The organism is Leisingera aquaemixtae, assembly GCF_006740765.1.
In the GTDB taxonomy this organism is placed as follows: domain Bacteria; phylum Pseudomonadota; class Alphaproteobacteria; order Rhodobacterales; family Rhodobacteraceae; genus Leisingera; species Leisingera aquaemixtae.
In genome coordinates this window covers 230,749-243,144 of sequence record NZ_CP041159.1, presented here as the reverse complement: position 1 = coordinate 243,144, position 12,396 = coordinate 230,749, and the positions used below count along the sequence as shown (strand labels likewise).

Genomic DNA, 12,396 nt, shown 5'->3' with positions numbered 1-12,396 from the left:
CCGGCCGCTTAACAGTATGACAACTTTTAGTTGCAAGAATATTGAGAGGCGTCCCAAAGGCTGTAAAGTGAGCTTGGAACTGGTCAGGCGGCCTTGTCGCGCCCACCGCGGGGCGTGCCGCGATGCGCTGCGTATTGGCCGCAGGCCCCGCGCCCGGAAACAAGGGGAGCGACGGACATGACACTTGCCAGACACTTCGAATCTGAACAGCCCCCGCTGTGGCGCAGTCACGCCGGGTCCCGGGCGCATCTCGCCGCAGCCGTTCTGGTCGGGGCGGGCTTTCTATTCGACTTCCTGACACCGCTCGGGGTCGCCGCCGGCCTGATTTACACCGCCGCGGTCCTGTGCTCCGTTTGGGCCGACAAACCGGCCGCGGCCTGCATCTATGCCGCGGCCGGCACTGCGCTGACGGGTCTTGGATACCTGCTGCTTCCGATTTCCGGGGTTGATCAGTGGATTGTGCTGGCCAACCGGATCCTGACGGTGATCGCCCTGTGGGCCTTCGCTTTTGTTGTTTACCGGCAGAAATCTTTTCAGGCCTCGCTTGAGCAGAAGCAGAATGAGCTGACGGCCATCCAGGACAACAGCATTGCAGGTCTGATCAACATCGACCCGCAGGGCACGATCCTAAGCTACAACCGGACCTGCAGCAGAATGTTCGGCTATTCCGCCGGGGAGGTGATCGGCCAGAATATCAGGCTCCTGCTCCCTGACTCTGCCGGTTCCGGCGAGGATCCCGGCGGCGGCGCGTTATTCAGCGGCCGCCCTACGCAGTTCACCGGTGTCCGCCGGGAGGTTCAGGGGCGGCGCAAGAACGGCGAGGTCTTTCCGATCGAACTGTCCGTCAGCGAAGTCCGGGTTGGCCGCATCCACCTGTTCAGCGGCATTCTCCGCGACCTCTCTGCAGAAAAAAAGGCCGAGGCGGAGCGGGAGCGTTTCACCAAGGAACTGGCCCGGTCAAACCGGGACCTTGACGATTTTGCCTATGTCGCCTCCCACGATCTGCGGGCACCGCTTCGGGTGATCGGCAACGCCTCAACCTGGCTGGAGGAGGATCTGGCAGACGTGCTGGATGAGGACAGCCGCGAAAACCTGGGGCTGCTGCGCTCGCGCGTGGCACGGATGGAACGGCTGCTTGACGATCTGCTCGAATACTCGCGGGCCGGGCGCAAGACCGACAGCAGGTATCAGCAAACCATGCCAGGCACTGAGCTGATGCGGGAGGTTCTGATGCTGATCGACAAGCCCGAGGGCTTCACCATCACCATCGCCCCCGGCTTCGGCAGCATCCGGCTGCCCAATATGCCGCTGAAGCAGATCTTCGCGAACCTGGTTTCCAACGCGATCAAGCACAATGACCAGGGCACAGGCGCGGTGGACATCAGCGTGGAGGATGCCGGGGACCACTACATCTTTTCAGTGGCCGATAACGGCCCCGGGATAGACCCTGAATACCACGATCAGATTTTCAAGATGTTCCAGACCCTGAAGTCGCGCGACGAGGTCGAGGGCAGCGGCATCGGCCTGTCGATCGTCAAGAAACATCTGGAACGCGCCGGCGGCACGATCTCGGTCCGGTCATCGCCCGGGGACGGCTGCGCCTTCCGCTTCACCTGGCCCAAGCAGCAGGAGGTTGAGCAGGAACGTGATTAAAATGACACCCCGCGGCAGCGGCGCCGCCCCCCACGGGGACCTGAGGATTCTTCTGGTCGAAGATGACATCGGCGATGCCAAAGCCGTCCTGCGGGCCTTCCGCAAAGTCCGCATCAGCAACGCGATCACCCGGGCGGCCGACGGCATCGAAGCTCTGGACATCCTGCGGGGGACGGGCGGAAAGGAGCGGATCCAGCCGCCGTTTGTGCTGCTCGCAGACATCAATATGCCGCGGATGAACGGCATCGACCTTGTCCGGGAACTGCGCAAAGACCCTGAACTCAGCGGCACGGCGGTATTCTTCCTGACCACCTCCCGCCACGACCAGGACATTGATGCGGCCTACGGCTTGAATGCCGCGGGCTATATCGTAAAGGAGACAGCCGGGCGCGATTTTCTGCAACTCGTTGAGATGGTCGGCCGTTATTGGCGGATCGTCGAATTCCCCGCAGCGGCAACCTGATCCCCGGCCGCTTCCCTGCCCCCAGCACGTCCTGTCCCGGCTGAGTCCCAAGAGATGTCCCGCCCCGCGCCTGCGATCCGCCGCCGGGGCGGATCCAGAGATCCCGGCAGGTATTTCCAGCAACAAAACACCGGGGGCCGGCCGCAGACAGCCCCCCCTGCCCTGTTGGGCCAAGCGGACACCGCGCATCCGCCCCGCACCGGCGCAGTGTCCAGCACTGCATCTTCACCCGACGGCCAGGGCAGCAGCCCGTGGCGCGGCGCTGCCTGCTGCGGTCACATCCCGATCTGCAGCAATCTCCAGCGGCGGTCCAGGAGGCGCTTTTCCGCCCCGCTGCGGGCAGGCAGAAGATAAAGCCTGCCGCGAGCGTCCAGCGGAAGCGCGGCCGCAGGGCTGTCAAAGCCCGGTTCGCCGGCGCCCGCCTTGGGAAACGACACGCTGCTGATGGCATTGGTGAACCGCGCCGCCGCCGCCATCATCTCAGGCGCCAGCATGAAATCCATCAGCTGATCCGACGCCTCAAGATCGCCGGCATCGCTTGGGATGACAAACAGGTCGGCCCACAAATTGGTGCCCTCCCGGGGCATCGCATAATGATAGCGGTCGGTCCCCTGCTCCAGCAGCGGTGCCAGCCCGTCTGTGCTCCAGGTGACGGCCAGACAGACCTCGCCGCCCAGCAGGGCATCATACTGATCCACATCGAACGCCCGGACATAGGGCGCAATGGCGGACAGAACGCCAAAGGCCGCCTCAATGTCCCGCTCTGACCGCGATTGCGGATCCAGGCCAAGATAGGAGAGCGCGGCCGCCACGACCTCCTCCACGGAATCGACAATCGTGATGCCGCAGTCCGCAAGCTTGCTGGCGTTGGCGGGGTCGAACACCAGCGCCCAGCTGTCAAGCGGCGCATCCGGCAGCCGCTCCAGCACGGCGCTGCGGTCATAGGCGATACCGGTGGTGCCCCAGAGATACGGCAGCGTATAGCCCTCCGCCTGCGGCGTGGCGTCCAGGTACAGCTGCATCAGTTGCTGGTCGATGGCCGCCGCGTTTGGAATGCCCGACTGGCCGATCTGCCGGATCGCGCCCGCCTCCACCAGACGGCCGACGGTTTCCGAGGACACCACCGCCAGGTCGTATCCGGTGCCGCGGGCAAGCAGCCGCGCCTCGGCCTCATCAGCCTCGCCGTAAGTGTCGAGCACCAGCCTTTTGCCGGTTGCTTCCTGGAACCTCCCGGCGGTGTCCGGGGCAATGTAGCCGCTCCAGTTATAGAGCAGAACCCGGCCGGGGTCGGCGGCAGCCGGACCGGCCATCGCAGACACCGCGGACAGGGCGGCGGCAATTATTTTCAGGCGCATTTTGTGCTTCCTTCCGCTGCGGCGGCCGTTTCCGGTGCGCCGGCCTCTTCCGGCCACAGCCGGGTCAGGGCGGCGGCCAGTGCCGCTTTGGTGACCGGCTTCGCCAGATAGTCGTCCATGCCCGCCGCCAGGCCTTCGGCACGCTGCTCGCTCATCGCGTTGGCTGACAAACCGATGACCGGCACCGGCGGCAGGCCCAGCTCCCGCTCCCTGGTCCGGATCGCCCGGGTGGCGTCAAGCCCGTCCATTTCCGGCATCCGCACATCCATCAGCACCAGATCCGGGTCCCAGCTGCGCGCCAGCCCGACAGCCTCCACACCGTCGCCTGCCGTCATCACGGTGCACCCCAAACGCTCCAGCATCTTGCCCGCGATCATCTGGTTGACCCGGTTGTCGTCGGCAACGAGAATCTTTTTGCTGAACACGGCACCAACCGGCCCGGGCTGCGGCACTTCGGCCGGGGGCGGCACGTCTTTCACCGGAAACTCCACGGTGAACTCCGATCCCACGCCTTCGGTGCTTTGCAGCGCAATCGTGCCGCCGATCGCACCGGTGAGGTTTTTGACAATGGCAAGCCCCAGCCCCGTCCCGCCAAACCGCGTGGTGGTGGTGGCATCGGCCTGCGCGAATTGCTCGAAAATCCGTTCCTGGGCTTCCGGCGGCACCCCGATCCCGGTGTCCTTGACGGCTATCCGGATCACCCGGGTGCCGTCCTGCCCAGACGGCAGTTCCTGCAGCACGACCCCGACCGCGCCGTTGCCGGTGAACTTCAGCGCGTTGCTGACGAGGTTCACGACGATCTGGCGCACCGCGGTGCCGTATCCCAGCACGTGCCAATTGCTGACCCCGGCGCTCTCCTGCAAGGTCAGATCGATGTTCGCGCTCTGGGCGCGTGCCGAAAACAGGTCAATCACCTCCAGGCACAGCCCACGGACGTTGAACGCCTCGGCCTCCATCTCCAGCTTGCCGGCCTCTGCCTTGGACAGGTCCAGGACGTCATTGATGATACTCAGCAGGGAGTTCCCGCTGACGATCATCATCCGGATCATATGGCGCTGCTTGTCATCAAGCGCGGTGTCGTTCAGCAGCTCCGCCAAGCCCAGCACACCGTTCAGCGGGGTCCGGATTTCGTGACTCATCGTCGCCAGAAACACGGATTTGGCCTCCGACGCGGCCTCCGCCTTGCGCCGGCTTGCCTCGATCTCCGACTGCGCGCTGATGATGAACCGCTCCATCGGCAAGTGCACGAACCGGGCGGCGACAAAAACCCCGATGCCCCCGATCAGAACCGCCGCCAGCGCATAGGTCAGCTGCCGTTCCGCCGCAATCCGGCCGGTCCGCGCCTCGGCCTCCTTGACCTCCATCAGCACCGGCAGCAGCCGCCTGGACAAATTCGCGGCCAGGGCCGCAGCCTTTGCATCACCTTCGGCCTGCCGGTTTCCTGCAGGCTCAGTCAGATGCGCGGCCAGGAACAGAATGTCCTTCAGCTCGGATACCGGGTTCAGCGCCGGCTGGGACAGGATCTGCTGCGCCTGCGGTGAAAAGGCCGCCAGCGCACCAGGGGCGGTCAATCCGGCAAGCGAGTCCGCTGCGGGCCGCGCGCTCCGCCGGATGCGCCCGCGCGCAATCAGCGCCTTCTGGCTGCCGGGATCGTCCTTCACGGCATCAAACGCCAGGGCCAGCTCAGCCAGAGAGACCAGGATCTGGTCCAGCACGATGGTGTTCTCCGCCCGCCGGGCGACACTGTTGTGCCCGGTCAGGGTGACGCAAAAGGCGGCCACTGCGGCTGCCAGTAAAATCGCCAGGGCGATTCCGCTGCGCAGCCTGAGGTATCTTCGCGTGACACGCTGCTTTGTCATTGAGTGTCCGTGTTATTGTGTTCCGGCAAGGCCCTGCGTCCGTTCCGGCAGACTAGGGCTGACCGCTGCATCCTGGAAAGCGAATGTTGAGAATAATTTAAAAAAACCGAAACGGTGACTTTCGCCCGCCACCGCATTCCCCTTGCCTGCAAAGCGGATGCGCCTTCCCGGCCCCGCGCCTGCTGCGGCTTCTGTTGAAAAAGTGAAATTCCGCCCGGCGCAGCAGGCGGACATGATGTGATCCCCAGAACCATCCTCAAAGCTTGTTAGAGTTTTCCGCGGAGACCGAAAACGGCAGATGCACGCGAAAGGCAAAGCATGCCAATTGAAGCCTTGAGGATTCTGACCGGTGCAACACGCCGGTCAGGCCCGCTTCAGCACGGCGGATGCGTGGGCAGTTCCGGTGCAGGGCGAACAGCGCGATAAGGCCCAAATTTCCATGAGTGATACCCGCAGGAGCTTGCATCCCCCTATGGTTTGGCGGTTGCCTTGCCGTTTATTCCGCCTCACACAATCACTTACACAACATAGTTGCATGGGTCAGTTTTCTGGCATAGTTCTGAAACATTCGGTACAGAATGGTTGAGCGCATCATGAGGCCAAGAGAATTTGATGAAGGTGCGGTGGTTGACGCTGTCATGCGCACATTCTGGCGCAATGGCTATGCCGCAACCTCGATGAATGATCTGGTGGAAGCAACCGGCCTGTCCCGCAGCACCATATACAATTCCTTTGGCGGCAAAAAAACGCTTTTTGCGCTTGCTCTCAAAGAATACCGGCGGGTGACCACCGGGACTGTCGCGAAGATCTCCCGCTCCGCTGATGTGCGCGGCAGCCTCCGGGCATTGCTGATCTCCATCGTGGACGACGAGTTGAGCGACCACGAAGGCTTTGGCTGCTTTGCTGCCAACAGCAGCCTGGAGATTTCCGGCCGGGATCCGGAACTCAGCGCGCTGGTCGCACAGCATTTCCAGCGGCTGGAGAGCGGATTGCTGCGCCTCCTGAGGCACGGCCAAAAGACCGGCGAAATTTCGCCTGATCAGGACTGCCAAATACTGTCCAGGTATTTTGTTGCTGTAATTCAAGGTATTAGGGTCATCAGCAAAGGGCTTCCGGCAGCCTCCCGCCAGCCCTATCTGCACAGTATCGTCGAAGCCTCCATCGCCACGGTGTAACAGTAATGCGAAGTTCTCCTTTTGGTTGTTGACGGTTATGGAATGAATATTCCATAACCGCCTCCAGATACCGGCCGCCCAAGCGGGTCCCCCCCTCCGCGGCCGCTTGGACCCAGAGAACAGAGGCTCAACATGACAACTGACGCAATTTCGCCGCCGCCCCGCCCCGCCCTGCGCGTGGCCGTTCTGGGAGCCGGGCTGATGGGGGCACCGATGGCCCGCAACATCGCGGCGGCCGGCTGCCAGGTCAGTGTATGGAACCGGACCCCTGACAAAGCGTCTTCTTTGGCGGCACCGAATATCACTCCGGCTGCGGATCCGGCCGGGGCAGCCCTCCACGCCGATGTCATTGTGACCATGCTGAAAGACGCCAGTGCCATCGCAGAAGTCATGTCGGCGCTGCCCGACGCGGACAGCGTGCCCGCGGCACCCGTCTGCTGGCTGCAAATGAGCACGGTCGGGCCCGCCGACATGCCCGGTCTGGAGACGCTGGCGGCCCGCAAGGGGCTCACCTTGATCGACGCGCCCGTGCTTGGCACCCGCCAACCCGCAGAGGCGGGCCAGCTTCTGGTGCTGGCGGCCGGTCCGGACAGCACCAAGGAAGCCGTCCAGCCGGTGCTGGATGCGGTCGGCAAAGCCACCCGCTGGCTGGACACCGCCCCCGGTATGGCGACGCGGCTGAAACTGGCGTTGAACAGCTGGGTTTTCGCTCTGACCCATGGAGCGGCAGAGAGCCTGGCGCTGGCCCGCGGCCTGGGGCTGGCCCCGGAACTGGTGGCGGACACTCTGCGCGGCGGGCCGCTGGATACGCCCTTCTTTCAGATCAAAGCCCAGGCCATGGCATCGGGAAATTTCACTCCCGCTTTCACCATCGACAATGCGGTCAAGGACAGTGCCCTGATCGTCGGCGCGGCGCAGGAGGCCGGTGTGAGGGCGGACTTGGCCGAGGCCGGCCTGACCCGCTACCGGCGGGTGCAGGCCCAAGGCCATGGCGGCGCAGATATGGCCGCCACCTATCTTGCCTCGCAGTAGAACCGCACCCCAGACCATCAATCTAAACCATTTTATTTACAGGAAAAATTCATGAGTAACTTTCTGGGAAAACGGCTGCGCGTCGGTGTTGCCATTCCATCGACCAACACGTCCGCTCAGCCGGAGATGGAGGCCATGCGCCCCGTTGGCGTCACAAACCACATCGGCAGGATGATCATCGACGATGACTCTCTGACCCATGAGGCGGGCTTCAACCGGGTCATTGAAAACATCCGCAGCTCCACACCGGACGCCATCCGCAGCCTGCGCCATTGCGGTGTTGGGGCGGTCATTGCCGCGGTGTCGCCAGATGGCTATTGGGAAGGCCACGCTGCGCATGAGGCTCTGCATGGCCGGCTTGCGGAAGCAGCAGGGGGCGCAAAGATCATTATGAGCGCTGATGCCATCCTGGCCGCGCTGAAGGCGCTTGGCGGCATCCGGCGGATCGGCCTCATTTCGCCCTATCTGGAACTGGGCGATGAGCCGGTTTCGCGGTTCTTCACCGACAGCGGGATAGACGTTGCAGCCACGCATGGTCTTGGCGGGCGGACGCCGTCAAACATCTCCGACGTTACCCTGGAAAACCTGCGTGATGCGGTGCTGGACGTTGACGGGCCGAATGTGGACGCCATTGTCCAAGTGGGCACCAATGTTCCCATGGCTGATTTTGCCGCCGCCGCTGAAACCTGGATCGGAAAGCCGGTGCTGTCGAACAATGCCGTTCTTTACTGGCACGCCTTGCGCAGCTGCGGAGTGACCGACCCGATCCCCGGCCGCGGCCTTCTCTACGAAAACCACTGACCCACCCCGCAGCGGGCATGCCCGCTGCATAGCGACATGCTCACCGCCTGCGTTTTCGGCGATGAGCGGCAGCCAGTTTTGTAACGACCATTCCATTACCTGACAGGACATATTATGAGCACCCCTGACTCGCTCCTCTCCAAACCCGTTGCCGCCCGCCCGCAGCAGACAGATATCACCCGTGCGTTGCTGCGCACCGCGTCGGAACGCACCTCGCTGGTTGATATGCTGATGCTGCAGGTGCGCTGCCGCAGCGAAGAAATTGCGGTCTGCGACGATGCCAGCGCGCTGCGCTACAGCGATCTGGCCGAATACGCCGCCCGCCTGGCCGCCCGCCTGAAACGCGCAGGCGTCGGCGCCGGAAGCAGGGTAGGTCTTTTTGCGGACTCCTCCGCCGACATGATGGCCGGGCTCTGGGGAATTCTGTTCTCGGGCGGCGCCTACTTGCCGCTGGGCACTGATTACCCGGTGGACCGGCTCACCTACATGATCCGCGACGCTGGCGTCGATGTGATCGTCACCCAGGACAAGCTGCGCGGCCGCCTGGCCGAAATGATCCTGCCAGGGGTCACCGTGATCACTCTGGATGCCCTGGATGCGGTCCCCAGCGGAGAAGACAGCGACTGCCTGTGCGGCCCCGCGATGCTGGAAGACGATCTGGCCTATATGATCTACACCTCCGGCACCACCGGCGCCCCCAAGGGCGTCGGCATTTCCCACGCTGCGATTCTGAACCAGCTGACCTGGCTGCAGACCGAACAGAAGCTGCGGGTGGGTGAGGTCATCCTGCAAAAAACCCCGGTCAGCTTTGACGCTGCGCAATGGGAGCTGCTGGCAGTCTGCTGCGGCGTTCGCGTGGTGATGGGCCGCCCCGGCGTGTACCGTGACCCGGAAGCTCTGATCGAGCAGGTCAAACAGCACGGGGTCACCATGCTGCAAGGGGTGCCGACCTTGCTGCAGGCGCTGGTTGACCTGCCGGCTTTCGAAAACTGCACCACCCTCACCAGCCTGTTCAGCGGCGGCGAGGCCTTGACCCGAAAACTCGCCACCCGGATTTTTGAAGCCCGCCCCGGTTGCCGGCTGGTAAACCTCTACGGCCCGACCGAGTGCACGATCAATGCCACCGCCCAGACCGTGGATCCGGCAGGGCTGGAAACCGGCCCGGAGATGATCCCGATCGGCCAGCCGGCCGCTAACACCAGCTGTTGGGTACTGGATGAAAACCTGCAGCCGGTTGCCGACGGCGTATCGGGCGAGCTGTATATTGGCGGCCGCCAGCTGGCCAATGGCTACCACAACCGTGACGAACTGACGGCCGAGCGCTTCATCACCTGGATCAGCCCGGCTGGCGGCATGCCGCTGCGGCTTTACAAAACCGGCGACCTGGTGCGCCGCAATCCGGATGGCGGGCTGCAGTTCCAGGGCCGCGCCGACAACCAGGTCAAATTCCGCGGCTACCGGATTGAACTGGATGAAATCCGCCTGGCCATCGAGAACCACGACTGGGTCAAGGCAGCGGGCGTGTTCATCAAGCCCCATGCCCGCACCGGCCAGCCGGTGCTTGCTGCAGGCATTGAACTGAACCCGCGCGAAGCACCGCTGATGGATCAGGGCAATGCCGGCGCCCACCACCACAGCAAGAAAAGCCGCCTGCAGGTGCGGGCCCAGCTGTCTGGCGCCGGTTTGCGCAGTGCGGCCGAAACCGAAGGGCGCAAAACCTATGCGCTGGCAGGCAAAGAAGCGGATGCTGCTCAGCGGCAGCTGGCTTTTGCCCGCAAGACCTACCGTTTCTACGAAGGCGGAGAGGTCTCGGCCGAGGATGTCCTTTCGGTGCTGGCGCAACAGGAGCAGCCCGCCTCCGGCACCGGGGGGCTTGAGCGGCTCAGCGCGCAGGATCTGGGATATCTGCTCCGCTGGCTTGGCCAGTTCACCAGCGCGGAACGGCTGCTGCCGAAACACGCCTATGCCTCTCCCGGCGCGCTCAATGCAACGCAAGTCTATGTGGAGCTGGCCAATGTGGCAGGGTTTGAACCCGGCTACTACTACTATCACCCGGCCCGGCACGAACTGGTTCTGACCGCGCCGCGCCCGGCTTCGGCCGCTCCCGTGATGCAGCTGCATTTCGTGGGCAAGTTCCCGGCCATCGAACCGGTCTACAAAAACAACATCCGTGAAGTGCTGGAGTTTGAGACCGGCCATATCCTGGGCCTGATGGATCATATCCTGCCGGCCCATGGCCTGGGTATCGGGGCCGGCACGGATGCTCCGGATGCGCTGCCCCATCTGCACTGCGGCCCGGGCCACGTCTATATCGCCGGCTATGCGGTCACTGCACATGCAGACCGGCAGACCGGAATGCCGGTGGATTTCTACGTCCAGGCCCATGGCAGCAAAGTCTCCGGGCTGGCGCCGGGCCATTATGCCTATCGTGATGGCGGGCTGCAGCCGTTCTCGCGCCACATCATGGAGCAGCGCCATGTGATCGCGATCAACCAGCGCGTCTACCAGCGCGCCAGCGGCATGATCTCGATGGTCAGCCGGGACGCAGAGCGCTGGCACGCCTATATCGACCTGGGCCGCAGCCTGCAGCGGGTGCAGCAGAACAGCTGCCGGATCGGCACCATGTCCTCTGGCTACAGTTCCAAGTCCGGCAACGACCTCGTCGCGGCCACCCGTCTCAAGGAGATCCTGAACGAGCACGGGCTTGCCTCCGGTGCCTGCTACAGCGCGGTCTTCGGCAAAGTCAGCGCCGAGCAGATGGCGCATGAAGGCATGCATGAGGACAGCGTGCACATGGAAGGCCCGGCTGAACTGATCCGCCGCGACCTGCAGTCACTGCTGCCCGACTACATGGTGCCCAGCAAACTGGCGCTGGTGCCGTCGATGCCCTACAGCGCGTCGGGCAAGGTGGATGTGAATACCCTCAAGGCGTTCCCCGAGTTCGACGATGCCGCTGCCGAGCGTGAGATCATCAAACCCCGCAACGATACGGAAACCACTCTGGCAGCGATCTGGTGCGCGCAAATCGGGCTTGAGGACGTCTCGGTACAGGATGATTTCTTTGAAATCGGCGGCGACTCTCTGAAGGCCGTCAAACTGGTGCAGGGCATCAACCGCGCCTTTGATACCAGCCTGCCGGTGCAGGTGCTGTTCGAGGACACCACCATCGAAGCGCTGGCCCGCCGCCTGACGGACGGCGGCGCGGGCTCCGGCCTGTCGCGCGCAGTGCCGCTGAAGAAGGGCGCCGGCAGACCGGTGTTCTGCTGGCCCGGGCTTGGCGGGTATCCGATGAACCTGCGCCACCTCGCGCGGGCGCTCGATACGCCCCGTCCCGTCATCGGCGTGCAGGCCTCCGGCGTGAACCCCGGCGAGCAGGTCTGCGGCTCGATCCAGGACATGGCAGCGCGCGATGCCGAGCTGATCCGGGAGGCGCAGCCGGAAGGCCCCTACACGCTTTGGGGATACTCCTTCGGCGCACGGGTGGCCTATGAGACCGCCTATCAGCTGGAGCAGGCAGGCTGCGAGGTGGCCGAGCTGACCCTGATCGCGCCAGGCTCCCCTGAGCTGCCCGGCGGCGATCCGGTGCGCGCGGAGGAGGCTGTGCTGTTCCGCGATGCGTCCTTCCTGACCATCCTCTATTCGGTGTTTTCCCAGACCATTGCACCGGAGCGGGTGGCCCCGGTGATTGAGACGGTCTCGGATCTGGACGGCTTCGTGGCCTATATCGCCGCCGAGAAGCCGGATCTCGACCCGGGCATGATCACGCGCATCACCCGGCTGGTGGCACAGACCTATGCGCCCGAATACGGGCTGCAGATCGAGCAGCGCCAGGTGGCCGCGCCGGTGCGCCTGTTCAAGGCGGCGGGCGACAACCTCTCCTTCCTGGAGGAAGCCACCCGCACGCTCGCCGTGCCGGCACCGGTCCACGCGCTGGCTGCCGACCACTACGAACTGCTCAAACCCGGCGGCGTGTCCGAGCTGGCCGCCGCCATCCGCCGCCACGTTCCGGCATGGCAGCCGGCCCGGCCTGAAACCCGCAACCTGCAAGAGGCCTGATC

The 12,396-nt window shown here is 64.1% G+C and carries 8 protein-coding genes; 6 read left to right on the top strand and 2 right to left on the bottom strand.

Translation table 11 applies throughout. From position 1 onward, the window contains the following. The first annotated feature begins 177 nt into the window (after positions 1–177). Together R2C4_RS03000 and R2C4_RS02995 are read left to right on the top strand one after the other, a co-directional pair. Positions 178–1,653: a sensor histidine kinase gene (locus R2C4_RS03000; protein ID WP_244940771.1), complete on the top strand. Its 1,476-nt coding sequence runs from the start codon at positions 178–180 to the stop codon at positions 1,651–1,653. 1 nt (position 1,654) lies between these two features. Next, positions 1,655–2,116 carry a response regulator gene (locus R2C4_RS02995; RefSeq protein WP_058286402.1) on the top strand — a complete coding sequence of 154 codons (462 nt, stop codon included), beginning with the start codon at positions 1,655–1,657 and terminating at the stop codon, positions 2,114–2,116. Positions 2,117–2,391: 275 nt separating this feature from the next. On the opposite strand, the gene R2C4_RS02990 is transcribed toward R2C4_RS02995, so the two are convergent. Next, positions 2,392–3,471, bottom strand: coding sequence for an extracellular solute-binding protein (locus R2C4_RS02990; protein ID WP_141889532.1), 1,080 nt, complete (start codon positions 3,469–3,471; stop codon positions 2,392–2,394). Next, complete coding sequence (locus tag R2C4_RS02985) at positions 3,462–5,330, bottom strand: response regulator (protein WP_141889531.1); 1,869 nt, start codon at positions 5,328–5,330, stop codon at positions 3,462–3,464. Before R2C4_RS02985 ends, R2C4_RS02990 begins: the two co-directional genes overlap by 10 nt. A 578-nt stretch (positions 5,331–5,908) precedes the next feature. Here R2C4_RS02985 and R2C4_RS02980 point away from each other — a divergent pair. From R2C4_RS02980 to R2C4_RS02965, 4 genes are all read left to right on the top strand, one after another. Beyond that, entirely contained in the window at positions 5,909–6,505 is a 597-nt protein-coding gene (locus tag R2C4_RS02980) for a TetR/AcrR family transcriptional regulator (protein ID WP_141889530.1), read from the top strand. A 132-nt stretch (positions 6,506–6,637) separates the two neighbouring features. After that, on the top strand, positions 6,638–7,537 hold the full coding sequence (locus R2C4_RS02975; RefSeq protein WP_141889529.1) for an NAD(P)-dependent oxidoreductase: 900 nt from the start codon (positions 6,638–6,640) through the stop codon (positions 7,535–7,537). A gap of 51 nt (positions 7,538–7,588) precedes the next feature. Beyond that, entirely contained in the window at positions 7,589–8,338 is a 750-nt protein-coding gene (locus R2C4_RS02970) for a maleate cis-trans isomerase family protein (RefSeq protein WP_141889528.1), read from the top strand. A gap of 114 nt (positions 8,339–8,452) precedes the next feature. Continuing rightward, a complete protein-coding gene (locus tag R2C4_RS02965; protein WP_208764517.1) occupies positions 8,453–12,394 on the top strand; it encodes a non-ribosomal peptide synthetase family protein in 3,942 nt (1,313 codons plus the stop codon). Positions 12,395–12,396: the final 2 nt, after the last annotated feature.

Excerpts from the sequence above, each read along its gene's own strand:
- R2C4_RS03000 (WP_244940771.1), top strand. The coding sequence starts at position 178 with ATGACACTTGCCAGACACTTCGAATCTGAACAGCCCCCGCTGTGGCGC.
- R2C4_RS02970 (WP_141889528.1), top strand. The coding sequence starts at position 7,589 with ATGAGTAACTTTCTGGGAAAACGGCTGCGCGTCGGTGTTGCCATTCCA.
- R2C4_RS02990 (WP_141889532.1), bottom strand. The coding sequence starts at position 3,471 with ATGCGCCTGAAAATAATTGCCGCCGCCCTGTCCGCGGTGTCTGCGATG.
- R2C4_RS02975 (WP_141889529.1), top strand. The coding sequence starts at position 6,638 with ATGACAACTGACGCAATTTCGCCGCCGCCCCGCCCCGCCCTGCGCGTG.
- R2C4_RS02985 (WP_141889531.1), bottom strand. The coding sequence starts at position 5,330 with ATGACAAAGCAGCGTGTCACGCGAAGATACCTCAGGCTGCGCAGCGGA.
- R2C4_RS02995 (WP_058286402.1), top strand. The coding sequence starts at position 1,655 with ATGACACCCCGCGGCAGCGGCGCCGCCCCCCACGGGGACCTGAGGATT.
- R2C4_RS02965 (WP_208764517.1), top strand. The coding sequence starts at position 8,453 with ATGAGCACCCCTGACTCGCTCCTCTCCAAACCCGTTGCCGCCCGCCCG.
- R2C4_RS02980 (WP_141889530.1), top strand. The coding sequence starts at position 5,909 with ATGGTTGAGCGCATCATGAGGCCAAGAGAATTTGATGAAGGTGCGGTG.